Below are 24044 nucleotides of genomic sequence, written 5' to 3'. Positions count from 1 at the left end.
CACCTTTAGGTGAGAAAACCTTGGGCGTATCTTAGTGGTGAATTTCAATCAGGAAGTGCAAAATGTTGGTTTGCAAGAAGACCAAAGTACAGACGGTCACCAACATGGCGATAGACCATGGGAGAACAGTCTTGAAGATTTCGGACTCTTTACCTTCCATATCCACAGAAGTTGCTGCAATAGCCAAAGACTGTGGGGAAATCATCTTGCCAACAACACCACCGGTGGTGTTTGCTGCCAACAAGAGCTCTGGGGTTACACCAGTAACACCCTGCTGTGCGAGGTTGTTCGCAGCAGCAACCTGTAGCTTGGAGAAGAGTGCGTTTGCGGAGGTGTCAGAACCAGTAACAGCAGTTCCAATCCAACCGAGCGAAGGCGCGAGGAATGCGTAGATTGGTCCAAGTCCTGCAACGAATGCACCCATTGCAACGGTCTGACCGGAGAAGTTCATAACGTATGCTAGCGCCAAAACAGCAACGATGGTCAATGCGGAGAAACGCATACGGTATGCGGTAACACCGATTTCTTTGACAACATCACCGAAGTTGAGAGCGTAACGGTTATTTTCGTTGAAGACCATGTACAAGACAGCAACGATAAGACCTGCAAAGAGCAAGAAGCTACCGGGGTTGTTCAACCATGCGAAGGAGTATGCGGACTTGACGTGTTCACCAGCTTCATTAACAAGGCGATCTTCAAGCAAAGGCATCTTGACGACGAGATTGGTGCTCTTGAGCCAAGTAACAACAGGGGTCGCTAGGTTCGCAATACCGAAGACGAGAACAACAACGGCGTAAGGCATGAGTGCCATCCATACGCGCATACCGGTGAGTTCGGATTTTGCGTTTTCTTCTAGCGGAGGTAGTCCGTAGCGCTCGCGAACACCTGCGATGCCGCGAGGCTTCCATACACGCAAGAATGCAACTGCTACACCGAGGGAAACGATACATGCAACAACGTCGGTGAGCTGGTAGACGAAGTATGTTGCGGTGAGCCACTGTGCAACACCGAAGGAGAAGCCAATAACAACTGCAGGAACCCAAGCATCTTTAACGCCCTTAATGCCGTCAAGGATGAAGAGAAGGATAAGTGGGACGAAGAATGCGAGGAAGGGTGCTTGGTGACCAACGATTGCACCGATAACGGTTGCATCTTTGCCGCCTACTTCACCTGCGGTGGTGATGGGGATAGCTACAGCGCCGAATGCTACGGGAGCGGTGTTTGCAATAAGTACGGTGACAGCTGCTTTGAGCGGTTTAACACCTAGCGCAAGAATCATTGTTGCGGTAATAGCAACGGGAGCGCCGAAGCCTGCAAGTGCTTCGAGTAGGCCACCGAAGCAGAACGCGATGAGGATAGCCTGGATACGTAGGTCGCCTCCACCGATAGCGTCGAAGGTGCGACGGAGATCTTCGAAACGGCCAGAGAGGACGGTAATCTGGTAGAACCAGATTGCCATGAGGATAACCCAGACGATGGGGAATGCGCCGTAGAGTCCGCCACGAAGTGCTGACATTGCGGCGAGGTCGGCGGGCATGCCGAATCCGATAACTGCGACGATGATAGCAACGACGAGGGATGTCAGGCCGGCAATGTGTGCGCGGGCTTTAACACCGAGAAGCATGATGAAGAACGCGAGAAGCGGTAGACATGCTACGAGTGCTGAGAGTCCCAGGCTGCCACCGACTGCGTCGGTTTGTGCAAACCAAGTATTCATAGCTCTCCTTTAAGGAACTAAGAAAACCGCTAGTAAGCGGTTTGACGTGTGATGTAAAAATGTGTGGTCTGACCACTAGAATGTTATAACCCTACATGAGGCGTATCACCATTGCAAAACTATTGTGACCTCAACCCCTTTTCGTGTTTTTGAGGGTTTGTGTGTATTTATGTGGGAAGTGCCTGTGTCTTGCAAAAATAATGAGCTTTTACATCGGGAAAAGTGGGAAACTCCGCGAAAAACACCCCAACACCCCGCAAAAATGCACCCTTTCATGTGGTGAGACATTGTTGGTGCAATGTGAAAAGCATGCACAAAAGAGGTATTTAGTCATAAAAAAATGCGCTAATCAAAATGGTTCGAGGTACTAAAACTCGTGTTAAATGAAAGATAAGAATATACACGCGCTATCTCTTTCAAACTCAAGGGTTCTATTTTGGGTGCGAACCACGAATGAGTCCGTAGCGCACCATCTAAGGAGAAAGCTATGCGAATTGCACTATTCTCAACATGCCTCGTCGACGGCATGTACCCACGCACGGCGCAGGCTACCGTGGAAATCTTAGAACGTTTAGGGCACGAAGTTGTCTATCCCCAAGGGCAGACTTGCTGTTCACAAATGCACGTCAACTCCGGATATTTCGATGACGCATATCCAGTTGTTAAAGCACACGTCAACGCTTTCGACTCATGGGACTTCGACGTAGCAGTCGCCCCCTCCGGATCATGTGTTGCCTCCCTTGGGCACCAACAGCCCATGATTGCTCGCCGAGCAGGAGACGAAGAACTAGCTCAACGCGCAGAAACTATCGCTGCCCGCACCTTTGAACTATCCTCGCTACTTATCGACGTTCTCGGCATCACTAACGCTGCCGAACAACTCAACTCATACTTCCCAGAGCACGTCACCTACCACAACTCTTGCCACGGCATGCGCTTACTCAAACTCGGCACCCGTCAAGCCGACCTCTTACGCACCGTTGGTGGAATCGAATACACCGAAATTGAAGGACTCGACCAATGCTGCGGCTTCGGTGGAACCTTCTCATTCAAAAATGCCGACACCTCAGGGGCTATGGTTTCTGACAAGGCAGACAATATCGAAAAAACTGGTGCAAGTATCTGCACCGGTGGCGACGTATCATGCCTAATGAACATCGGTGGTGCACTTAGCCGAAAAGGCTCACCTGTCAAAACCGTACACTTCGCCGAGATTCTTGCATCCACTAAAGAAAACCCGCTGAAAGTCTCTGGCCCCGTAGAACTAGCAGCCGCAGGAGGTAAATAATTATGACAGCAGTATCACTTGGAATGCCTCGTGTGTATCACGGTGAAGGAAACATCTTCGAGTTCGAAGAATTCCCAAAATACGCGGCAAAAGAACTTACCAACGAACAGCTTCGCGCAAACCTCGGATTTGCAACCCACAAAATCCGTAATAAACGTGCCGACGTCATCAACGAATTGCCAGACTGGCAAGACCTCCGCACCGCCGGCTCCATGATTAAACAACGTGTTCTTGCAAACCTGCCAGAATACCTAGAAATGTTCGAAAAGAACTTCACCGCAGCCGGCGGACACGTTCACTGGGCACGCAACGCCAGCGAAGCAAACCAAATTGCTTATGACCTCATCAAAGCCGAAGGCGTAGACGAAATCATCAAGATTAAATCTATGGCAACTGCAGAGATGGGCCTCAATGAATTTCTTGAAGAAAAAGGCATCAACGCCATCGAAACTGACTTGGCAGAAGAAATCGTGCAGCTGGCAGAAGACCGCCCCTCACATATTCTTGTTCCAGCAATTCACTTCAACCGAACCCAAATTCGTGACATCTTCAAACGAAAAATTGAAGGCGTCAAAGTGGACCTCTCGGATAACCCCGCAGAACTGGCAGAAGCATCACGTATCCGCCTTCGCGACAAGTTCTTGAACACTAAAGTTGCAGTATCTGGCGCAAACTTCGGTATCGCCGATACCGGAACCCTCACTATCGTTGAATCTGAAGGTAACGGACGTATGTGCCTGACCCTTCCCGATACCCTCATCACCTTCATGGGTATCGAAAAAATTCTTCCCACCTTCAGCGACTACGAAGTGTTCTTACAACTCTTGCCACGTTCCTCAACCGGTGAGCGCATGAACCCCTACACCTCCATGTGGACCGGTGTAACACCCGGTGACGGACCCCAAAACATGCACGTCATCCTCATCGATAACGGACGAACCGCCGTCCTCAACGACGAAGTAGGCCGTCAAGCACTACACTGCATCCGTTGCTCGGCATGTATGAACGTTTGCCCCGTTTACGAACGCGCAGGCGGACACGCATACGGCTCAACCTACCCCGGCCCTATCGGTGCAATCCTCTCACCACAGCTTGGTGGTATCGAGAACGAATACAACTCTTCACTACCGTTTGCATCTTCCCTCTGCGGAGCATGCTACGAAGCCTGCCCCGTCAAGATTAACATTCCTGACGTACTCGTTCACCTACGCGGTAAAGCCGTCGACTTCGAAAAAGCACAAGGTGATTTCAAGGGTGGCAAGAAGCATCCTCACCCACAGATGGACGCTATGATGTTTGGCGCTAAAGTACTCTTTAGCTCCGGCAAATTGATGTCTTTGGCTGAAAAGGGTCTGCCCATGTCCCGTATTATCACCGGACGAGACCACAAGATTTCTAAACTTCCCGGTCTTGTCGGCGGATGGACAAAATACCGTGACATCCCAGAGCCTCCCAAACAATCCTTCCGCAACTGGTGGAAGAAAGAACGCGGCGTTGCTGCTGAACGTGTGGGCGGAGAACGCGTAGACATTCAAGCGCTCATAGAGGCTAACCGTGGCAAGGTCGAAGAAGTAAAAGCTAATGCGCGAGCAGCAGGAGAAGCTCAGGCTGCGCGCCACGCAAAGGAGAGCGAATAATGAGCACCGCTAAAGAAGATATCCTCGCCCGTATTCGTGCCTCACTTTCAGATAACCCCCAGCCAGCTGAGCCAATCCGCAACTATCGTCGAGTCAGTGAACTGAGCAAAGAAGACACCATCGAAATGCTCGTTGACCGTCTCATCGACTATAAAGCGAATGTTTACCACGAAACAGAAGAGAGCATCGTTGACCGTATCGACCAGCTTCTAGAAAAAGCTTCCCGTTACGTGGTGCCTACCGGTATCAACACGAACTGGCTTCCCGAAGATACCGCCACTCGTTCTCGTGTTTTCGACGCTGGTAACATTCAAAAAGCGGGGACGCTCTCGCTCAAAGAGCTTGACCGTATCGACGCAGTGGTGACTAACTCTACTGTTTCATGTGCAGAAACAGGAACCATCTTCTTGAACACGAACCCTGATGAAGGACGACGAGCTATTACACTCGTTCCCGACCACCATATTTGTGTTGTTAAAGAGGACACCATCGTAGAACTCATTCCAGAAGCTATCGCACGAGTTTCCTATAAACGTCCTATTACGATGATTTCTGGACCTTCAGCAACCTCAGATATTGAGTTGATTCGTGTTGAGGGTGTGCACGGTCCACGAACTCTGGACGTTATTATCCTCAAATAATTGAGGTGAAATACTAACTCATTAAACGTATTGGGTGGTTCTCCACAATCTTGTGGGGAACCACCCAATACGTTTAATCCCAAAAATCTTAGGACTCTACAGGTTTCTTCGTCGGATCAATACCACGACCATCAGGACCCTGAGAAATTACCGGCAACGAACTGGTCGATAATTGTGAAGACTGATGACGTTGACGCTTCTTCTCGGTAATTTTATCTTTTGTTGTTTTCTCTTCGATAACAGCGTCTTTATCACGGAAAATTGCGTCTAGACCAGAGGCCAAGAGCGGGAAAATGAGAATCGTCAAAGCTCCACCGCCGACTAATAGTGAAGCCGCTGATTCTGTGATGAGCTCATGAGAAAGTGCCACTTCAGTTACCGCAACAATCATGGGCAAACCAGCGGCAGCATATAAACCAAGTTGAACCTTCTCATTGAGCGTTTGTAGCCCCGAACCGGTGTCGAAGAATCGTTCAGCAAGGAACACCGGTAGGCCACGAAGAATAAGTAACGCCAACACAAAGAGGATTAGAGCTACCGGAGATTTCGCGATGCTCTTAAGATCAATTCCCATGCCAGAGCAAATGAAGAAGAGCGGAATTAAGAAGCTGAAGCCGAGAACATCGAGACGTTCAGAAAAGGGCTCAAATGCGTACTCTGGGGTGAGCGAGCGCAAAATAATACCGGCAGCGAAGGCGCCTAAGACAACGTCAAGGTTAAAGACCGCTGCAAACATCATGAGAGTTGAAAGAATCAACATTGCAAGACGTAGCATTGTCTGGGTTGTTTGGTTTGCTCCGGCAGCCATGGTGCGCCCTAGCCCAGGGATATGGGCAAAAGCACGGCGAGGTAGAATCGCTGTAATAAGAGCAATGAGTAAGAACCCAAGAAGAATGAGGACAGCGAAACCTTTAGAGTGAGTCGATAACAAAATTGACATCGCAAAAACTGGCATGACTTCACCTAATGCGCCGTGCACCATAATAGCGTCGCCGAGTTTTGTACCAGTTTTCCCGTTGGCTCGGACCATGGGCAAAATCGTGCCAAGAGCGGTAGAACTCATGGCAATTGCAAACACCGCAATATGGTCGAGCCCGTTGCGGAATTCAGAGAAAAAGTTTGCAGATGCTAAGAGCGCAAGAGTAAAACACACCGCCCAAGTGCCTAAAGCAAAGCCTCCTTGACGAGAGTGCATCGCTTTTGTATTGACTTCATAACCTGCGATGAGGAATAGGATTCCGAGCCCAAGTTCTTTGATGAGTTCAACACCGTTATCGGTGTCTGCCAGATGCAAAACGTTAGGTCCGATGATTGCTCCGAGCAAAAGGAGAATCACGACGTCAGGAATTTTCTTCTTGGTTAGAGCAGAAAGAAGAGGAGACAGCATTGCCACAAGTGCAATCCAAAAAATGGAGATGTATGCATTTGCCGTTTCACTGCTGGCATTGGCAATAATCAGGTGTTCAACTGAACCCATACGCGCTATTCCTTAGCAAATAAAATGTGTACATGACTTTTCTTTATAAGTCTGACATAGTGAGAATCTAAAGGTGGGAATGATGTTGATGAAAGGATAGTCTGTAAGGAACCCCACGAAATATATAGAGATGCATCATAATATGCTACACGCTGCTATTTCTCATGTGTTTCTCAGGTGAGTATATTAAAATTTTTACATAGATATTTTGTCCTCTGTTTAAGATTGAGTGTATGTCCCCTAAACATTTTTCTTCGGCTCAAGCAACCACTCCATGGTGGAAACTAGTGCTCACAGGAACGCTAGTAGTCTTCTGGGCGGCCCTGACAATTATTGGAGGTTCGCTTTTTGGAAAAATCTCTGATCTTGCCATCAACGCACCTCAACCGATACTCGCGTCATCGGTCGAATCATCACGTGTTGCTCAAGAGAAGAACGAATTTTATGCTCAGGACTACACCTCCGCAGTTATTGTTTTTTCCTCAGACCAGCCATTTCAAAATATTGACTATGCCTATCTAGAAGGAATACCTCAATATCTACGCGACCAAGGGCTAGATATCAAAAATGTGCGCTCTTTGGAATATTCAAAAGACCAAGAATCCGCAAAAATTACTATTCCAATCGCAAAAGATCAAAACCTCCGAAAAAGTATCCATAAGATACAAGGAGCTATTGCGAACCCACCCGGAAATATCCAAGGGTATGTTACTGGACCGGCCGCCTTTACCGTAGACCTCTCTGACTCCTTAGAGTCCATGAATATTACTTTCATGATGTACGCGGTTGCCGTCGTACTCATCTTATTAGCGGTTATTTTCCGCTCATTCTTAGTGTCTTTAATGGTGATGATTAGCACCGTAGCAGCCCTTTGTGCTTCTTTGCTAACGCTATGGATTCTTGCTGAACACGGAGTCATCTATATCCAAGCACCCACCCAAGGCACTCTACTAGTTCTCGTCTTTACCGCCTCCATGACGTACTCACTCCTTTATGTGTGGCGGTATCGTGAAGAGCTCAAACAGCATCGTTCATTATCGCGCGCTGCACAGCATGCGTTCTCTCGTACATGGCGACCTATCCTCATCTCTGGGGGCACATCTGCTATTGCGTTGTTATGCCTCGCGTTCTCCCAAATACAAGCAACAAAAGCTCTCGGCATTACGGGCAGTATCGGTATGCTCTTTGCGACGCTTGCCTCATTGAGCTTTCTTCAAGCGATACTTGCTTTACTCACCCGATTCTCACTCTTACCCGCAAGAACACCACAACGTCCAGAACTTATGGGTAGAGCCCAAAGCCTACGAGAAAAACTTATCCAACAGGTACACCACAAACCTCGTAAAACATGGTTGGCAGTTGCTCTACCTGTCCTCATTCTTTCAACCTTAGCCATTAGCTTCCCTTCGATGGGAACCGCCGAGAACCAGAAAGTTATGGGAACCTCGCAAGCGCGTATTGGGCAAGAAATCTATCAAAACCATTTTGATGCGCCCATGATACCGTTGGCTCAAGTTATCGTCTCAGAAAAAGACCTCAAAAAAACTGTAGAAACTCTCACAACTGTCCAAGGGGTAGAGCGTGTTACTTCTCCCTCTCGCACCTCAGCAACAGGGCAGATTGTCTTAGCAGAAGACGGAAAAGTCAAAGAACATATCTCTTCAGAGCAAACACCTTACGTCTCGCATAAGAAGGTTTTCCTCAACGTCTACCTACAGTATTTTTCGGGTACGCCAGAGGCCTTCACGAGCGTCAAAGAAATACGTCAAAAACTCCGTAACAATATCGACAGTACCGCAATGGTCGGCGGAGAAATCGCCAAAGAACTTGACGTAAAAATGAGTGCACAACAAGATAAACAGATCATCATTCCACTCATGCTCGCCGTCATGTTCCTTGTGCTTTTTATCAGCTTGAGAGCCATTATTCCTGCTCTATTGATGATTGTTATTACTGCAGTGTCTTATGCAGCGAGCCTAGGACTATCTTCACCACTGTGCCAGTTTCTATGGTCAGGAGCTGGAGCTGACCCCAACGTGAGCCTTTATGGGTTCATTGTGATGATGGTTCTTTCTCTCAGTTATAGTGTTTTCTTCTTCACTCGAGTTCAAGAGGAAAACGCTCACCACGGTTGGGACGAAGGTACCCGAAACGCACTAAGAATGATGATTCCCGTCTTGCTTTCAAGCGGTGCGATACTTCTTTCCGTATTCATCTATCTTCTTGCTATTTCGCTAACGTTCTTAGCCCAGCTAGCGTGTATTCTCACCTGCGCAGTAATCCTTCAAGTGCTTTTAATTCATATGGTGTTGCTTCCAGCTAGCTACGTTGAGTTAGGGGAGAAGCTATGGTGGCCCGCAAAAACCCTAGATGTGGAATAATGCAGCGCTGAAACTCCAATAAATACCCTAAAACCCAAAAATGCTATGGGGGATATGTTTTAGGCTCTCAGAAGAATCTGAGAGCCTAAAACATATATTGACCGTATATCATCACCATAAAGATTATTAAATCTTAGTGAATCACAAAGTCGGGATGACAGGATTTGAACCTGCGACCTCGTCGTCCCGAACGACGCGCGCTACCAAGCTGCGCCACATCCCGATTGCTCTTAGGTATAGCCCCTAAGCAACTGTTCAATGATAGCTGATAGAAGATACCAGAGCAACAAGAGACAACATGAATAACCTTGCCATAGTTATACAGCTATGAACGGGCCGTGAGTGTCACAAGAACCGCCTCAGGGGGGCAAAAAAGCCGAACCGGAGCAAAACGAGAAGTTCCAAGACCAGCCGAAACATGAACCGGAACATCATCTTCTAGGCTCACACCTTTAGCGCGAGACGGCGGTAAATCACAATTTGACACAAGAGCATGCCCTCCTGGAAGACAAATCTGCCCACCATGGGTATGTCCCGCAAAAATGGCTTGAGCCCCATCCTCAACAAATCTCTTGAGCGTCCGTAAATACGGTGCATGGCATACCCCCAAACGTACGGAGGGAGAATCATCAGAAGAAAAAGCACTAGGGGAGAAACCCGGGTGCTCATCATAACCAATATGAGGGTCGTCTACGCCCGAAAACTCTAGACGTAGCTTCTCAAAGTTCATCACATCAAAACGATTGATGAGACCAACCCAGCCGCGGCGTTCAAAAGCCTCATGCATCTGCTCTGTCGGAAGTTTAACGCGAGCATCATCAATGCCTTCATCTGCGGTGCTTTGCTTCCACAAATAGCGTGCAGGGTTTTTCATTATCGGCGCATAATAGCAATTAGAGCCGGGTACAAACACACCTGGAAAATCAAAAAGAGGATCAAGAGCTTCTAAAAGACTGGGCAACCCTTCAAGATGAGAAAGATTATCTCCGGTGTTAATAACTAAATCAGGTTTTAACTCGGCCAAAGAATGCATGAAACGAATCTTTTTCTGTTGGCCCGGAATCATGTGCATATCTGATATATGCAAAATCTTAAAATCTTGAGCGCCTTCAGGTAAGACAGGGAGCTGTTCATGACGAATCGTAAAATGGTTAAGCTCATAAAAGTGGGCATAAGCCACTGTGGCGGCCCCTGCCAACGCTCCAGCAGCCGTTACTCGTGCAAGAGAACGGGCTACAGAACGGGAAGAAACCGCCACGGTGTTGGTAGTTACCATCAAACAGGAAACTCCTTAAACGTTTTATCTGTAAGAAACAACAGCAAGCACATTTACTGCTGAGTTCCTAACATCTCATTGGGAGGAAGCGGGAACTTATCAGTGTTATAGTTCTTAGCTTGCTCCTTCATAAAGGTCTGCCACTGAGCACCAGCATATGTTGCACCATCGACATACTTCAGACGCTTACCGTTAATGGAGAGCCCGTTGAGAGAGCGAGAACCACTATTCAAAGAACCAACCCATGAAGCAGTAGAAAGGCCACGCGTGTAACCAATCATCCATGTCTGACGAGAATAGTCTGTTGTACCAGTTTTCGCTGCCGAAGCATCTGGCAAACCAATACCACGCTGATAACCAGAGCCACTGACCAAAACCTGCTTGAGAACATAGCTCACGCCATTAGCTACTTCTTTACTAATAGCTTGATGACACTTCTTATCGTAGGTTTTAATCTTTTCGCCAGAACGATCCTTGACAGTGCTAATCGCGCGGGGAGCACAATAGACACCATCATTTGCGAAGGTGGCGTAAGCTGAGGCCATCGTCAAAGGAGAAACCTGAGATGAACCACCAATCAAAGAAGCCAAGAAGCGAGGGTTGAAGGCGACCTCTCCACCGCTCTTGCCTACTTTAGGGGTCAAGATTTTAAGAGATTTAGCCATCTCCTGAACACCGCAGAGGTCTTCTTTAGACGCCATGCTGTACAAGAAGGAGTTAATGGAGTTCTTGATACCAAAAGCAATAGTGCCCCAGCGTTGGAAGCCTTCTTCTGCGTTAGCAAAGCTAAAACCATCTGGTGTATCTGCATAGTGGAAGACTCCACCTTCAAGGCATGAAGCACGCCAAGGGAAAGAATTCGGATAATTCAACGCTGTACCGTCAATGGTTGCGTTAATACCTTTTCCTTCTTTGAGCCATTCAGCAAGAACAACCGGTTTGAACGTTGAACCGGGCTGGAACCCAGGAGTTCCACCATCTTGATAATCAACGTTGTAGTTATACAGCGAAGCTGAGAAGTCATCGGCTGTGCCGTACCGAGAGTTCTGAGCCATCGCAACCACATTGCCGTTAGAAGGCTCTACCGATACTAAAGCAGCATTAACATCATCGAAGTTATTGGTAGATGGCTGAGTCTGTTCGACTGCTGCTTTGGCGTCCTTCTGTGCGCTTACGCTCATGGTAGAGATAATGGTGTAACCGGCGCGGTAGAGGTTCTTCTGACGATCTTCAGGGGTAGCACCATACGCTTCATCCTGATAAATCTTTGCGGTGACGTAATCACAGAAGAATGCTGCATCTCCTGCAGTAATACAGCCTGTTTTAGATGTGTGAATATCAAGATCAAGTTCAGAACTGACCGCAAGATTGAACTGGTCTTCAGTAATTTTTTTATCTCGCAACATCGTACCTAAGACGGTATTACGACGCTCTTTAGCGAGTTCAGGGTTTACATCGGGACGGTAGAGGTTTGGAGACTGCACCATACCAGCGAGAAGTGCTGACTGCTGCAAGTTAAGGTCTTTAGCCTTAATACCCCAGTAGTAGTAAGCAGCTGCCTCAACACCGTAGTTCGTGCCACCGAGATTCACAATGTTCAAATATCCGTCAAGGATTTCGTCCTTAGACTTATTCTGCTCCATAGAGATTGCAAGCTTAATCTCTTTAATTTTATCAATATAGCCCTTATTCGAGCCTAAGGTACTTGCCTCTTCACCGCGGTACTCTGCCTGCTCAATGAGAAGGTTATTGACATACTGCTGGGTAAGAGTCGACGCACCCTGACGGTTATTTGGGCGAATCAAGTTATTGATAAAAGCACGAGCCATACCTAGAGGCGAAACTGCACCATGCTCATAGAAATCGCGATCTTCAACTGAGACAATCGCATCTTTCATATACTTTGAAATCTGATCTAGCGGAACATCACGACGACGCTGCGACTCAAAGCTAGCAAGTTTCGTCTTACCGTCAGAAGCGTAGAGAGTTGACGCCTTAAAACGGGATCCCTCAGAGAGATCGTCAGGAAGACCTTTAAACCAAGAAATAGAAGATGTTGCAGCAATACCCATACCAACGGTAGGGGGAATGAGGATACCTGCTGCGACAAAACCAGCGATAACACTCAGCGCAATAAACTGAATAAAATCGCTCGGAGTACGTTTTTTCCGAACATTCTTCGATGAAGCCATTCCCACAGTCTACAAGCAGAACCTGAAAAATAGGTGTCTAGATGGGCACATAACGATAAAGATTTTAGGTTTGCCAGCATTATATTTCACACATTTAGAGCCTCAAAGCTCAACAGAACACTACGAAAAACACGGTTATCTACAGTAATTTGTGCTTCTCTGAGCATAAAACTTTTCAATTAGGCTCATAACTATTAGGCTGGGGGCTATGGATAAATGGGAATACGCTACAGTACCCCTGATGATTCACGCTACCAAGCAGATCCTCGATAGTTGGGGACAAGACGGTTGGGAACTGGTAACAGTCCTTCCCTCAACCGCACCTGCTGGAGCTGCACCTCAGGGAAATATGGTTGCTCCAACAGCGGGCAACCCCATCGCATACTTCAAACGTAAAGTTGCGTCATCATAAAAAATAGTTAACATAGACCGGATTCATAACCTTCAGGGTATGAAGCCGGTCTTTGTTCAGCTAAAAACAGAGAAGGACGCCCGATGAGCGAAAAAATTTCTATTGAATCTCGTATCGAACAGCTAGGTTACACCCTGCCCACCACACCTCAACCGGTTGCAGCCTATGTTCCCGCTGTTATGAGCGGCAATTACGTATACACTTCTGGGCAATTGCCCTTTGTTAACGGTGAGCTTTTACACCGTGGGAAGCTTTCTTCCCACAACACTGGCGAAGGACACCTCACCCTAGAACAAGCTCAAGAATGTGCACGTATCGCTGCTTTGAACGCACTGTCTGCTGTCCACTCTGTTCTAGGGGACCTCAACCGCATCAAACGTATCGTTAAAGTTGTCGGTTTTGTTGCCTCCACCCCAGAATTTACCCAGCAACCTCAAGTTATTAACGGAGCTTCTGAGCTACTGCACGACATCTTAGGCGAACAAGGGGTTCATGCACGCTCTGCTGTGGGCGTTGCTGTCTTACCACTTGATGCACCCGTGGAAGTTGAACTCATCGTAGAATATGTCTAATCAAACACTGTATACAGGGGCGCTAAAAGTCGTTCGTGAACGTACCACCGAGACCCCCAATATCTCTCGATCTCCTGAGAGGCTTTTTAAGCTCCCTGACGAATACGCATCAGCAGCTCAGGCATGGTTAGACGACCGTCAACATACCCCATGCCAACCTAAAACTGCTGCTTCTGTGGTCTTTGTCCGAGATGGAAAAGAAGGCCTTGAAACAATTCTGACACTTCGCTCAGAACACTCTCCATTAGGTGATTTAGCATTCCCTGGAGGGCTATGCATCCCTAGTGATCAAGATCCTCTTGCCTGGATTGGACCAGACATCAAAACGTGGTCTACCGCTTTCAAACAAGAAGACCCTGTATCGACCCAAGCTGCAGTTGTTGGTGCGATGAGAGAATCTTTTGAAGAAACAGGAATGCTTCTCGCCGGACGCGATGAACTAAGTACTGTTGAGACATCCTCTGAAGCACTAGATTTGATGTCTGCGCGTGAAGCTATCTCTCAATGCGACCAAAGTTTTGCTGATTACCTCACAAAACGAGGCCTGACCTTAAGAACAGACCTCTTGCGTCCGATCGCACGTTGGCAGTCCCCAGATTTTCGTCATAAACGCTATGACACCCATTATTTTGCTAGCGTTGCACCGGTTGGACAACACCCCAAACTTCTTGCCTCAAAAGGGCTATGGGGTGACTGGGTGAACGTACGTGAGCTTCTTGAACACCAAGAAACGACAGTATTGGGCGATACTATCGGACATGAACGCACTCGAGGAAAAACTCTACAACAGCTCATTGTTCCAGCCACGCTGTGTATTCTCGAAGATCTTGCAGCAGTTAATACCTCAGTAGCGTACCTTGCAAAAAAACGGGAGGTACTTCCTAAAAAAGCTGAAGTGGTCGAACAAGACGGAGAATATTTCCTCAAATATACGCTGCCTCAAAAACCAAAGAACAGACAAAAATGCTCTTTGTAGGCAACTAGAGGAAACTGAGTTTTAAACCTCTAAGCTAGATTCTAAAAATATGGGGTGGTAGAGAAAAATTTTTCTCTACCACCCCATAAACGTATCCTCAAAAAATATTTAGAATCTTTTTAGCGGGAACGATTACGTAGACGCTGAAGATCCAAGATAACAACAGCGCGAGCCTCAAGGCGAATCCAACCGCGAGAGACGAACTCCGCAAGAGCCTTATTGACGGTTTCGCGAGATGCGCCAACAAGCTGAGCCAATTCTTCCTGAGTCAGCTCGTGAGCAACCAGAATACCGTCGGTTGCAGGGCGACCGAAACGGTCAGCCAAATCAAGTAGAGCCTTTGCTACACGACCGGGAACGTCAGAGAAGACAAGGTCAGCAAGGTTTTCGTTGGTGCGGCGTAAACGACGAGCCAACGCCTGAAGAACCTGCACCGAAATCTGAGGTGATTTTTCCATGGCCTTACGCAAAGATTCATGCTTGACCCCAGCAAGGCGAGTTTCAGAGACAGCGGTTGCACTGGTGGAACGTGGTGAAGGATCAAAGAGTGCCATCTCACCGAAAATTTCACCAGGACCCATAATTGCTACAAGATTTTCGCGACCATCTGTAGCAGTACGTCCAAGTTTAATCTTTCCGGAAATGATGAAGTATAGCTGATCGCCCTGATCACCCTCGTAGAACAGGGTGGCTCCGCGGGAGAGATCAACTTCAGTGATGTCTTCAGTGAGTGCTGCAAAAGCTTGGTCGTCGAGTGAGGCAAATAAAGGTGCCCGACGTAGAACCTCGATATCCATTTTTCTCCTCAAGAATTGAGATAATTTTTTTACAAGCCACCCATTCTTAGGGTTTGCCGACTGACAAGTATAACGCTCGAACCACTCAGTGCCATAAAATGGTGTGACATAATCAATAATGAGACTACCGTAAAAACTCTCAATGTACAGCTCAAACCCACCAAGAGATTTCTTAATAGATACTAAAAGATACTCAATAAAACGGTAAAAATAGAGTGAAACACATCCGTATCGCCAGATATCCAGTACCGTTAAAACCTCAACAATAATGAGTGAGTATTTCAAGCGAATACCTATAAAACCACGTCTGACAAGGTGCGTTATATTATGGATTTGACGATTCTAGATATCGGTCTGCTAGGGCTGCTGCTGTTGAGTATGATTTCAGGTGCACGACGTGGATTCATTGGCATCCTCATCAACCTTATTGCAACATTTATCGCATTACTGTGTGCCTTTGCTTTCGGATTCCCATGGATACGTCAAAATCTGCCTCAACAACTGCACGAACTAGGATATATTCTCGCGCTGATACTCTTCCTCCTCGCCGGAAAACTCATCGGTTCTATACTGACAACACTCCTAAGAACACTCTTTGGGCTGAGCGTTCTACGCCCTATCAACAGAATTCTCGGGGCAATAGGCAACGCCGTTGTCTACCTATTCCTCCTTTTGACTGTTGTTCTCATGATGCTCCCGCTTGGCATTCCCAGCATCACACAGAACATGAATAACTCAAAAGTCATCACATATTTATTGGAACACACACCAGAACCGGTTAAAGAAAGTATTTACACCCTACAAGACCGATTCACCCGCACCTTATACAAAACCACCGGCATAGACAACTCTGAGACAGCGCAAGGCTCTACCCCAAACATGCCAGAAATCTTGGGGCAAGCCCTTCCAGGGTTACTTCCAACAGCAATACCCACAGAACTTCCCACCACTGAACAGCTGAGTGAAACGATCCAAGACGCAGGAATCTCTGTCGTAAAAATTCATGGATATTCCCCTCGCTGTGGGTACACCTCAGAAGGTAGCGGGTTCGTCTCATCCAACGGGTACGTTCTCACCAACGCACACGTTGTACAAGGAGCAGGACAAATTCTGCTCGAAAAACGAGACGGATACAGCGTGAGCGGAACACCTATTTACTACAACCACGAAGAAGACATCGCCGTTCTCTACGCGCCAGCACTCAACCTTAGGGGAATCCCCCTCGGGGAAAATGCAACACCTGGAACGGCTCTTGCCGTCTTAGGCTATCCCGGCGGTGGGCCTTATACGATAACTCCAGCAAGTGTGAGAGCACTTGGAAATATCCAAAATATCGAAGCAGAAACTCAAGAACTATCTCGTGTGAAGTACCTCTATCAAATCAATGCAGATATTGTTCGCGGTAACTCTGGAGGTCCCCTCATCGCTGAGAATGGAGAAGCTGTGGGGATGGTCTTTGCTCGTTCTGTCGCCGGAGACAAAATAGGCTACGCAATTCCAGCCACAACCATCAAAGAGGCCTTAGCAAATATTCCTGAAACGCCTCAAGCTGTACTGACCGGCACATGCCGAGTACACCACTAAGATAAGGGGCACACCACAGGTATCTGAAACCTAATATTTTATGATGCGGTATCTTTACCTAAATGATGTGCAAGAAAATCTAAGGCAAGCAGATACCCATAAGCACCAGCTCCAGCAAAAACAGCTGTTGCCTGAAGTGATACAAAAGAATGATGCCGAAATTGTTCACGACGATGAATATTCGATAGATGGACTTCTACCACCGGAATATCCACAGCCTCAAGCGCATCATGTAAAGCGACCGACGTATGAGTATACGCCGCGGGATTAATAATGATTCCAGCAGCCTCAGCGCGTGCACGTTGCACCTGATCTACTAAAACACCTTCATGATTCGTCTGTAAAAACTCAAGTGCAAAGCCATATTCTTGTGCACGTTGCCGCAGAGAGAGTTCAACGTCTTTCAACGTGCTCGTCCCATAGACCTCCGGTTTACGCTGTCCTAAAAGATTAAGATTAGGGCCGTTGAGAACAAAAATACGTTGCTGAGTCATAACACCATTCTACGAGAGCAACTGGAGAATCAGAACAATACTTCTAAAACTATAGGTTGAGGTGATTTACCTCGTAAAAAGATTGAACACCGCAAGCACGTAAAAACTCCATAGAAGAGAACAGGTAGGCTAAAAAGGTGAAAGAGCAGGCAGATAACACCCCATTAACAGAGCAAGAACAAGAACTTCTGCACATTCGTTCAGTGTCCGTCCTTGAAGCAGAAAAAGCGGCGCGTCGTCGCTCACGTACTCAAGAAAGTGAGCTGGGGAAAAAACGTCGTGTCCGAAAAATCAAACGTATCCTTGACGACACCTACCCCTATGCTGTGGCAGAGCTAGATTTCACCAACCCGTTTGAACTATTAATCGCTACTGTCCTTTCTGCACAAACGACAGACGTACGAGTTAACAGCGTTACCCCCACACTCTTTGCCACATATCCTGATGCATTAGCTTTGGCACAAGCTTCTTTAGCCGAGATTGAGAACATCGTACAGCCTTTGGGATTCTATCGTTCTAAAGCCTCAGCTATCGTACGGTTAGCTCAAGAATTGCTGGAACGTTACGACGGAGAAGTGCCCCATACTATCGAAGAACTTGTTATCTTACCTGGAGTCGGTCGTAAAACTGCTTTCGTCGTCATGGGTAATGCCTTTGGAATGCCCGGGCTGACAGTAGATACTCACTTTGGTCGTTTAGCGCGTCGTTTTGGAATGACTGAAGCAACAGACCCTGAACGTGTAGAAAAAGATGTTGCAGCGCTCTTTGAACCAAAAGACTGGACAATGCTTTCTCATCGAATGATTTATCACGGCAGAAGAATCTGCCATTCACGTAAACCTGCCTGTGGGGTATGCCCCGTAGCGGACCTTTGCCCTAGCTATGGTGAGGGAGAAACTGACGAAGCCCAAGCAACTAAACTGCTCAAATATGAGTTTGCTACAGGGCGGGAACGTTTGCATCTAGCTTTTCTTCAAGGTGCAACACGTCAAGAGCTACGGGCACGAGGATGGACTCTAAGCGCATAGCGCCTTATCCTCTCAACTTTTGTTATACAAGGTGTAAAAACAGGTCCCAAAATATCACTGAGAACGGCCCTGCCATCATAGCGGGGCCGTTCTGCTGTTTAAAACGCATAAATGTATGACTATTATGCCTAAACTCTAGAAATTTCTCACCCTATAGTTGTGGAGAACTCCTAACCAGCTCAAAACTCTTCTCTTACGGTACTGCTCTATCCACAGATTGTGCTCTGATACTACTTTTCTTGCTCCACAACGAGAAGACTCAATGTATAAACAGCAACGAATATCCAGGTCTAGGAGGATAGTGCACCCGTGAAAACCCCACCATACCAGCACGAAATGATGCTCCTCAAAAAGTTCCGACCAGAACAGCACACTACAACGGAACGGCTAGACACCTCACCCATATTTTCTGACCTAGAAATCACTTCAGAACACGACATCTTCCATCTAGGAAAACTCGAGCCCCTACTCTATGAAAAAGGCTTGAGCGATATTTACGTCAATGGACCGCAAGAAGTATGGATCGAAAAGTCAGGAACTCTCCAACGCACCACCATTACCTTTGACGGCGAAGAAGAAATACGAGCCTTGGCAACACGACTAATCGTAGCTGGTGGAGGACGACTTGATGAAAGCAACCTCAGCACCGATATTACGAATCCACGAGGACATCGTATCCACGCGGTACTACCACCGCTATGTGAACGAGGCACACACCTTTCTATACGTGTGCAACCATCTCAACGGTTCTCACTGGCAGAACTAGAAACGCAAGGAATGTTAGACCCTCAACTTACAAATATCTTGCGTTATATTCTTTCTCTCCGCGCTAACTTCTTAATTAGCGGTGGCACAGGAAGCGGAAAAACAACACTGCTCAACGCTATGCTCTCAGAATGTCAGGAGCATGAACGTCTCATTATTATTGAGGACTCAACAGAGCTACGTCCCACCCACCCACATGTCATCTCTTTGCAAACACGACAACATAACAGCGAAAACAAAGGGGAAGTCACTCTCAGCACTCTTATTCGTCATGCTTTAAGGATGCGTCCTAGCCGACTCGTCGTCGGAGAATGCCGTGGTGCAGAACTCATTGACATGCTCACCGCAATGAACACCGGACACACCGGAGCGGGCGGAACACTTCACGCAAATTCTGCCCAAGCCGTTCCGGCACGTCTTATGGCTATGGGTGCCATGGGAAATTTGCACGAAAACGCTGTATGCCTACAAGCCGATACCGCAATCGACTACATCATTCATCTGAGCCGTCGGGGACAACAAAGGATTTTGAGCAACATCTCAACCCTCGTTTTTACTCATGGGAAACTTCAAACACGCTCGCTATATACAGCGCCTTCTGAAGGTACAAATTCTTGCGAAATGTGGTCTGAAGAAGGACACATCTTCCTTGAACAATATGCCAGCTGGCGTGACCAAACTGTTCAAGACACTGCACAAGATATCACTACCGAGCAAGGCAACGCCCAAATAGATACCTTAACCGTTCAAAGGAACCCTCTATGCTGCAACAGTTGAAAAATATGGTTCCTCAACGTCGGAAAAACTATCTTTTAGAAAGCACCACACCCAGCGTTCAAGAACAAGAACTATGGCCAGATATGACGTGGCGTATGAGTTCTTTACTTCGAGCGGGGTTACGCCTACCGAACATTCTCAAGACAGTGCACCAACACATTGAGAACTTATTGAGTGAACATCCGCTCCATACTCAAACGCACATTCTCTTTTCACGGCGAGAGCAACGAGCCTATTACCTTGCCTTAGAAGATGCTATACGTCTCTTACAACGGATGTATCAAGCAGCATATACAGGGGCTCCGATGGTAACTGTTCTTAAAGACCTATCTCTTGCACGTTCTTATTCTTATCAGCGGTGTTTAGAGCTAATTTCGTGTTGGTATATCGCAGAAAAAACAGGTGCTCCTATTGCTCAAGCTATCGAGAGGTTAGCGCGTTTTTATGAACGTGAAATAGACCTGGATCAGTCACGACGTTCAGCGATGGCTGCACCACAAACAACAGGAACAATTCTCTCGTGGCTTCCTGCCCTCGGTTTAACGTTGGGCGCATTGATGGGTGCCAAACCTATAGAAATCCTAACCCAAACATGGGGAGGGATTCTGCTAAGTCTGATGGGGTTATGGCTAGCTTTAGCTGGACGCCTATGGACTTCTAAACTCATTGCTCAAGCGCAGAAAGGTCAACCATGTTCCTCAAAAACCCACTAAGAAACAAGTCCCCAACTACTAAACCTTGCTCAAAGGCTACACCTCCAACAGATAGCTCACTGATAACTTCAACCTCTCAAGAAAATCGCACCATACCAGATGCTTTAGTCATTGATTTATGCACGGTGATGTTAGAAGCCGGTCTAGGGCTTCATCAAGTACTTGAGTATATTGCTCAACTCTATGATGAAGTGCTTCGACAAGAAGACAGTGCGCATGAGATACAACAGGTTATCCAACAGCTTTATCGAGGTTATGCGTGGTCTTATAGCTGGCAGAACGTACCGAATAGAGCACCTTTTACTGTCCTCGAACAAAGCTTGGGTTTTCTTGCTGCAACAGGTGCCCCCAGTGCACAGATTCTTCAAGTGGTATCAGACAGGTTGCGTCGTCAAGAATACCGTCATGCGGAGCAACAAGCTCAAAAACTAGGTGTACGGCTCGTTCTTCCCTTGGGGCTATGCTCTTTACCTTCCTTCATCTGTTTAGGGGTGATTCCTTTATTGATTTCTTTAATCCCGTCCTTGGGCTTTTAGCCTGTTCCTTTTTCAACCGTTATCTATATCAAGGAGAACACTATGTTTACACCAGAACCGAACTCTACCCCTACCTCTGAACGACATCCATCATCCACCATGCAGACAAGAGAGCGAAAAGTAACGGACTCTGTAGACCTTCTTCACGATGGTGAGGCAGGGGCCACTACCGCAGAATATGGCATTGTCATGTTAGCTGCGGTGGGTTTCGCCGGTTTGCTCGTTGCCATTTTGAAATCTGATGAAGTGCGAAATCTACTCTTAGGTATTGTTCAGAGCGCATTATCTACCGGAATGTCTTAAGACAAAACAAGTGGCTTCGTAGACAAGAAAAATACTTGTCTACGAGCCGACGTCGCTTTGATAAACACAACACCAGATACCGTGAATATCTATTCGCAAGAGAACGAGGAATCCCCGTGAAAACTCATCAAACAGATGAAGGTGCTATAACCGCTGAATTTGCAGTAGCGCTACCTGCTGTCATTTTTGTCCTCGCATTTGTTTTAGGGGCTTCCTCGTTTGGTGTAAGTCAAATGCAGTTAGAAGATTGTGCACGTGTTGCTTTGCGGGCTGTCGTACGAGGGCAAGACCGTGATGATATTCTTCGGGTTGCTCAACAGAATGCCCCTGATGCTTCAGTTCGGATAGAACAACAGGGAAATAACTACACGGTGTATGTGAGTCGTCCAGCCCCTGGCATATTCGGTGAAATAACAGGGTGGACGCTCGAATCGAGAGTGCAAGGAACAGCAGAAAAAAGTGTTGGGTCATCATGATGACTCAACGAGATGATTGCCTATATGAGGCAGAACGAGATCTCGCCAAAGAACGCTCTGATAGAGGTTCAGGGACGGTTCTTGCGGTGGGCATCATCTGTGTTTTGCTCATCATGTTTGCTGGTGTTGCAGGTGTCGCCTCTATCTATCACAGTAAATACCGTGCAATGCGTGCAGCAGACCTTTCAGCCCTTGCCGCTGCAGATACTTTGCGAGGTTTACGGGCTGGGGAACCATGCAATATTGCAGAACGTGTAGGACAGGCGCAGGGTGCGACATGGGTCCATTGCGTGATCGTTGAGCACCAACCCGGTTCAGTTGATATTCGGGTGCGAGTGCCAGTAAATGGAGCATTCTCGTGGCTTCATGAGGTAGAAGCGACTAGTCGTGCAGGTTCGCCAGAGGTGTCGAAAAACCTATAAATTGCTCATACTTTTTGTTCGTTCAGTTACAACACCCCAGCCCTGTGAGTGTCTAAAATGAAGATGTGGCTCAAGAACGAATTATTTTATATTACTGCTTCGCACCAGTGGGTGACCCTACTGCCGTGATGCTATGGCAACGTGCACTTTGCGAGAAACTTGGTCTTACTGGCCGTATTCTCATCTCTAAGCACGGTATTAACGGTACTCTCGGTGGCGATATTAACGCTCTCAAACAGTACGGAAAAACAACCCGCCAATACCCCGGCTTTGGCAAGCTCGAACTTAAATGGTCTGATGGGTCTGCTTCTGATTTCCCTCGTCTATCGGTTAAAGCTCGAGACGAAATTGTTGCTTTCGGCGCGCCTGACGAACTTGTCGTTGACGAGAACGGCGTTGTCGGTGGAGGCGTTCATCTTAAACCTGAAGAAGTCAATCAGCTGGTTGAAGAGCGCGGAGACGAAGTAGTGTTCTTTGACGGACGCAACGCTTTCGAAGCTAAAATCGGTAAATTTAAAAATGCGGTTGTTCCTGACGTACGAACAACGCACGACTTTATCCGTGAAATTGAATCTGGTAAATACGATGACCTCAAAGATAAACCAGTAGTCACCTACTGCACTGGTGGTATTCGTTGTGAGATTCTTTCAGCCCTCATGAAAAACCGTGGGTTTAAAGAGATTTACCAGATTGATGGTGGCATCGTCCGCTATGGAGAAAAATACGGAGACTCTGGTCTATGGGAAGGGTCCATGTATATTTTCGATAAGCGTATGCACGTTGAATTTTCGCCAGATACTGTCACCATCGGAGAATGTGAACATTGTGGTGCACCTTCTAACACCTTTGAAAACCTCGATGTTGAAGGTAAACGCGATCTTGTTCTCTTATGTGCGGATTGTTCTGCGAAAGCCCTAGGAAAAACAGCTCTAGTAGACGCATAATTCACGGAGAATATAGATTCCTTAAGGTGTTCTTAGCCTAGAAATTCTTTGGCTTTGAACACCTTTTGGTTATGGTAGGCGTTTGAGGCAGAGAACTAAGGATAGAAATATGACAGATCCGTCGCTCATTGAATACAACACTTTTCTTGTTGCTGGAATCAATGTTCCGTTAACGCCTGAGACTAATACTCGGCAGCTTTGGCAGCAGCTAAACGACCATCTTGGGGTGGAAAAACGTAGCTCTTTAGAGAAATCGCAACGTGTTGGTGTGATAATGCCTGACGCTGAGGATACGGGGCTTACATATACTGCCGGCTATATCGTACGTAGTATTGCTGAGGTTTCTGCTCTCGGTCTTACTGGTGTGATTGTTCCTAGCTCGATGTATGCTACGGTTCTTATCAACGGGGCAGAGCAGAACACCATAGACGAGGGGTTTGATGTTCTTGCTTCACGGTTTATTCCTTCTAAAGCCTTGATCCCAACGGGTGTTCGTCTCGAAGTGTATGGGCCTGGTGATGTAGATTCTTCTGATTATCGAATGTATGTGTGGGCGGGTGTAACGGGAATAAACGCTACCCCGGCGGCGACGTTATCTACACGGTGACGTGTGAGAACGCTAAGAACTAGCGATAT

General features: G+C 47.2%; 23 protein-coding genes and 1 tRNA gene. 17 read left to right on the top strand and 7 right to left on the bottom strand.

Annotated features, from left to right (window positions below):
• Nucleotides 1-31 precede the first annotated feature (31 nt).
• Complete coding sequence (locus tag ACN08Z_RS00360; RefSeq protein WP_419102666.1) at nucleotides 32-1717, bottom strand: L-lactate permease; 1686 nt, start codon at nucleotides 1715-1717, stop codon at nucleotides 32-34.
• Nucleotides 1718-2204: 487 nt separating this feature from the next.
• Here ACN08Z_RS00360 and ACN08Z_RS00355 point away from each other — a divergent pair, with 487 nt between their 5' ends.
• Genes ACN08Z_RS00355 through ACN08Z_RS00345 form a run of 3 tightly spaced genes read left to right on the top strand, consistent with a single transcriptional unit; the run spans nucleotide 2205 to nucleotide 5283 of the window.
• Nucleotides 2205-3005, top strand: a complete 801-nt coding sequence (locus ACN08Z_RS00355; protein WP_419102665.1) for a (Fe-S)-binding protein — start codon at nucleotides 2205-2207, stop codon at nucleotides 3003-3005.
• Between the two features lie 2 nt (nucleotides 3006-3007).
• A complete protein-coding gene (locus ACN08Z_RS00350) occupies nucleotides 3008-4642 on the top strand; it encodes a LutB/LldF family L-lactate oxidation iron-sulfur protein (RefSeq protein WP_419102664.1) in 1635 nt (544 codons plus the stop codon).
• Nucleotides 4642-5283 carry a LutC/YkgG family protein gene (locus tag ACN08Z_RS00345; RefSeq protein ID WP_419100986.1) on the top strand — a complete coding sequence of 214 codons (642 nt, stop codon included), beginning with the start codon at nucleotides 4642-4644 and terminating at the stop codon, nucleotides 5281-5283. Before ACN08Z_RS00350 ends, ACN08Z_RS00345 begins: the two co-directional genes overlap by 1 nt.
• An 88-nt stretch (nucleotides 5284-5371) precedes the next feature.
• On the opposite strand, the gene ACN08Z_RS00340 is transcribed toward ACN08Z_RS00345, so the two are convergent.
• Nucleotides 5372-6760 (bottom strand): cation:proton antiporter, encoded by a 1389-nt coding sequence (locus ACN08Z_RS00340; RefSeq protein ID WP_419102663.1) that lies wholly within the window; start codon nucleotides 6758-6760, stop codon nucleotides 5372-5374.
• Nucleotides 6761-6993: 233 nt separating this feature from the next.
• On the opposite strand from ACN08Z_RS00340, the gene ACN08Z_RS00335 reads away from it, so the two are divergent.
• Nucleotides 6994-9141 carry an MMPL family transporter gene (locus ACN08Z_RS00335; RefSeq protein ID WP_419102662.1) on the top strand — a complete coding sequence of 716 codons (2148 nt, stop codon included), beginning with the start codon at nucleotides 6994-6996 and terminating at the stop codon, nucleotides 9139-9141.
• Between the two features lie 149 nt (nucleotides 9142-9290).
• Here the strand turns inward: ACN08Z_RS00335 and ACN08Z_RS00330 are convergent.
• The 3 genes from ACN08Z_RS00330 to ACN08Z_RS00320 form a co-directional block, all read right to left on the bottom strand.
• Nucleotides 9291-9364: transfer RNA gene (locus tag ACN08Z_RS00330), tRNA-Pro, on the bottom strand.
• Between the two features lie 102 nt (nucleotides 9365-9466).
• The gene (locus ACN08Z_RS00325) at nucleotides 9467-10417 is read right to left on the bottom strand and encodes a metallophosphoesterase (RefSeq protein WP_419102661.1); all 951 of its coding nucleotides are present in this window, start codon (nucleotides 10415-10417) and stop codon (nucleotides 9467-9469) included.
• A 53-nt stretch (nucleotides 10418-10470) separates the two neighbouring features.
• Nucleotides 10471-12609, bottom strand: a complete 2139-nt coding sequence (locus ACN08Z_RS00320; RefSeq protein ID WP_419102660.1) for a transglycosylase domain-containing protein — start codon at nucleotides 12607-12609, stop codon at nucleotides 10471-10473.
• A 208-nt stretch (nucleotides 12610-12817) separates the two neighbouring features.
• Here ACN08Z_RS00320 and ACN08Z_RS00315 point away from each other — a divergent pair, with 208 nt between their 5' ends.
• The 3 genes from ACN08Z_RS00315 (at nucleotide 12818) to ACN08Z_RS00305 (ending at nucleotide 14569) form a co-directional block, all read left to right on the top strand.
• Nucleotides 12818-13021 carry a hypothetical protein gene (locus ACN08Z_RS00315; RefSeq protein WP_419102659.1) on the top strand — a complete coding sequence of 68 codons (204 nt, stop codon included), beginning with the start codon at nucleotides 12818-12820 and terminating at the stop codon, nucleotides 13019-13021.
• A gap of 83 nt (nucleotides 13022-13104) precedes the next feature.
• Entirely contained in the window at nucleotides 13105-13593 is a 489-nt protein-coding gene (locus tag ACN08Z_RS00310; protein WP_419102658.1) for a RidA family protein, read from the top strand.
• Nucleotides 13586-14569, top strand: a complete 984-nt coding sequence (locus ACN08Z_RS00305; protein WP_419102657.1) for an NUDIX hydrolase — start codon at nucleotides 13586-13588, stop codon at nucleotides 14567-14569. Before ACN08Z_RS00310 ends, ACN08Z_RS00305 begins: the two co-directional genes overlap by 8 nt.
• 119 nt (nucleotides 14570-14688) lie before the next feature.
• Here the strand turns inward: ACN08Z_RS00305 and ACN08Z_RS00300 are convergent, their stop codons facing one another.
• Nucleotides 14689-15366, bottom strand: coding sequence for a Crp/Fnr family transcriptional regulator (locus tag ACN08Z_RS00300; RefSeq protein WP_419100979.1), 678 nt, complete (start codon nucleotides 15364-15366; stop codon nucleotides 14689-14691).
• A gap of 327 nt (nucleotides 15367-15693) precedes the next feature.
• Here ACN08Z_RS00300 and ACN08Z_RS00295 point away from each other — a divergent pair, with 327 nt between their 5' ends.
• Nucleotides 15694-16950: a MarP family serine protease gene (locus tag ACN08Z_RS00295; RefSeq protein ID WP_419102656.1), complete on the top strand. Its 1257-nt coding sequence runs from the start codon at nucleotides 15694-15696 to the stop codon at nucleotides 16948-16950.
• Between the two features lie 38 nt (nucleotides 16951-16988).
• Here the strand turns inward: ACN08Z_RS00295 and aroQ are convergent, their stop codons facing one another.
• Entirely contained in the window at nucleotides 16989-17444 is a 456-nt protein-coding gene (gene aroQ / locus ACN08Z_RS00290) for a type II 3-dehydroquinate dehydratase (RefSeq protein WP_419102655.1), read from the bottom strand.
• A gap of 137 nt (nucleotides 17445-17581) precedes the next feature.
• On the opposite strand from aroQ, the gene nth reads away from it, so the two are divergent.
• The 9 genes from nth (at nucleotide 17582) to ACN08Z_RS00245 (ending at nucleotide 24015) form a co-directional block, all read left to right on the top strand.
• The gene (gene nth, locus ACN08Z_RS00285) at nucleotides 17582-18472 is read left to right on the top strand and encodes an endonuclease III (RefSeq protein ID WP_419102654.1); all 891 of its coding nucleotides are present in this window, start codon (nucleotides 17582-17584) and stop codon (nucleotides 18470-18472) included.
• A 309-nt stretch (nucleotides 18473-18781) separates the two neighbouring features.
• Nucleotides 18782-20014 (top strand): TadA family conjugal transfer-associated ATPase, encoded by a 1233-nt coding sequence (locus tag ACN08Z_RS00280; RefSeq protein WP_419102653.1) that lies wholly within the window; start codon nucleotides 18782-18784, stop codon nucleotides 20012-20014.
• Entirely contained in the window at nucleotides 19999-20727 is a 729-nt protein-coding gene (locus ACN08Z_RS00275; RefSeq protein ID WP_419102652.1) for a type II secretion system F family protein, read from the top strand. The genes ACN08Z_RS00280 and ACN08Z_RS00275 overlap by 16 nt, the downstream gene beginning before the upstream one ends.
• Nucleotides 20706-21263, top strand: coding sequence for a type II secretion system F family protein (locus ACN08Z_RS00270; protein WP_419102651.1), 558 nt, complete (start codon nucleotides 20706-20708; stop codon nucleotides 21261-21263). Before ACN08Z_RS00275 ends, ACN08Z_RS00270 begins: the two co-directional genes overlap by 22 nt.
• 42 nt (nucleotides 21264-21305) lie before the next feature.
• Nucleotides 21306-21566 carry a DUF4244 domain-containing protein gene (locus ACN08Z_RS00265; RefSeq protein WP_419102650.1) on the top strand — a complete coding sequence of 87 codons (261 nt, stop codon included), beginning with the start codon at nucleotides 21306-21308 and terminating at the stop codon, nucleotides 21564-21566.
• A gap of 116 nt (nucleotides 21567-21682) precedes the next feature.
• Nucleotides 21683-22042 (top strand): TadE/TadG family type IV pilus assembly protein, encoded by a 360-nt coding sequence (locus tag ACN08Z_RS00260; protein WP_419102649.1) that lies wholly within the window; start codon nucleotides 21683-21685, stop codon nucleotides 22040-22042.
• Nucleotides 22039-22464 (top strand): Rv3654c family TadE-like protein, encoded by a 426-nt coding sequence (locus tag ACN08Z_RS00255; protein ID WP_419102648.1) that lies wholly within the window; start codon nucleotides 22039-22041, stop codon nucleotides 22462-22464. Before ACN08Z_RS00260 ends, ACN08Z_RS00255 begins: the two co-directional genes overlap by 4 nt.
• A 65-nt stretch (nucleotides 22465-22529) precedes the next feature.
• On the top strand, nucleotides 22530-23408 hold the full coding sequence (locus tag ACN08Z_RS00250) for a rhodanese-related sulfurtransferase (RefSeq protein WP_419102647.1): 879 nt from the start codon (nucleotides 22530-22532) through the stop codon (nucleotides 23406-23408).
• Between the two features lie 109 nt (nucleotides 23409-23517).
• On the top strand, nucleotides 23518-24015 hold the full coding sequence (locus tag ACN08Z_RS00245; RefSeq protein ID WP_419102646.1) for a GyrI-like domain-containing protein: 498 nt from the start codon (nucleotides 23518-23520) through the stop codon (nucleotides 24013-24015).
• Nucleotides 24016-24044: the final 29 nt, after the last annotated feature.

The sequence above is a fragment of the Rothia sp. P7181 genome, assembly GCF_048513015.1.
GTDB lineage: Bacteria > Actinomycetota > Actinomycetes > Actinomycetales > Micrococcaceae > Rothia.
The sequence above is the reverse complement of the archived record's forward strand: the minus strand, read 5'-3'. Positions and strand labels throughout refer to the sequence as shown.

Bases quoted from the DNA above. Each gene is read 5' to 3' on its own strand.
- ACN08Z_RS00360 (WP_419102666.1), bottom strand. From the start codon at position 1,717: ATGAATACTTGGTTTGCACAAACCGACGCAGTCGGTGGCAGCCTGGGA.
- ACN08Z_RS00355 (WP_419102665.1), top strand. From the start codon at position 2,205: ATGCGAATTGCACTATTCTCAACATGCCTCGTCGACGGCATGTACCCA.
- ACN08Z_RS00350 (WP_419102664.1), top strand. From the start codon at position 3,008: ATGACAGCAGTATCACTTGGAATGCCTCGTGTGTATCACGGTGAAGGA.
- ACN08Z_RS00345 (WP_419100986.1), top strand. From the start codon at position 4,642: ATGAGCACCGCTAAAGAAGATATCCTCGCCCGTATTCGTGCCTCACTT.
- ACN08Z_RS00340 (WP_419102663.1), bottom strand. From the start codon at position 6,760: ATGGGTTCAGTTGAACACCTGATTATTGCCAATGCCAGCAGTGAAACG.
- ACN08Z_RS00335 (WP_419102662.1), top strand. From the start codon at position 6,994: ATGTCCCCTAAACATTTTTCTTCGGCTCAAGCAACCACTCCATGGTGG.
- ACN08Z_RS00325 (WP_419102661.1), bottom strand. From the start codon at position 10,417: ATGGTAACTACCAACACCGTGGCGGTTTCTTCCCGTTCTGTAGCCCGT.
- ACN08Z_RS00320 (WP_419102660.1), bottom strand. From the start codon at position 12,609: ATGGCTTCATCGAAGAATGTTCGGAAAAAACGTACTCCGAGCGATTTT.
- ACN08Z_RS00315 (WP_419102659.1), top strand. From the start codon at position 12,818: ATGGATAAATGGGAATACGCTACAGTACCCCTGATGATTCACGCTACC.
- ACN08Z_RS00310 (WP_419102658.1), top strand. From the start codon at position 13,105: ATGAGCGAAAAAATTTCTATTGAATCTCGTATCGAACAGCTAGGTTAC.
- ACN08Z_RS00305 (WP_419102657.1), top strand. From the start codon at position 13,586: ATGTCTAATCAAACACTGTATACAGGGGCGCTAAAAGTCGTTCGTGAA.
- ACN08Z_RS00300 (WP_419100979.1), bottom strand. From the start codon at position 15,366: ATGGATATCGAGGTTCTACGTCGGGCACCTTTATTTGCCTCACTCGAC.
- ACN08Z_RS00295 (WP_419102656.1), top strand. From the start codon at position 15,694: ATGGATTTGACGATTCTAGATATCGGTCTGCTAGGGCTGCTGCTGTTG.
- aroQ (WP_419102655.1), bottom strand. From the start codon at position 17,444: ATGACTCAGCAACGTATTTTTGTTCTCAACGGCCCTAATCTTAATCTT.
- ACN08Z_RS00275 (WP_419102652.1), top strand. From the start codon at position 19,999: ATGCTGCAACAGTTGAAAAATATGGTTCCTCAACGTCGGAAAAACTAT.
- ACN08Z_RS00270 (WP_419102651.1), top strand. From the start codon at position 20,706: ATGTTCCTCAAAAACCCACTAAGAAACAAGTCCCCAACTACTAAACCT.
- ACN08Z_RS00265 (WP_419102650.1), top strand. From the start codon at position 21,306: ATGTTTACACCAGAACCGAACTCTACCCCTACCTCTGAACGACATCCA.
- ACN08Z_RS00255 (WP_419102648.1), top strand. From the start codon at position 22,039: ATGATGACTCAACGAGATGATTGCCTATATGAGGCAGAACGAGATCTC.
- ACN08Z_RS00245 (WP_419102646.1), top strand. From the start codon at position 23,518: ATGACAGATCCGTCGCTCATTGAATACAACACTTTTCTTGTTGCTGGA.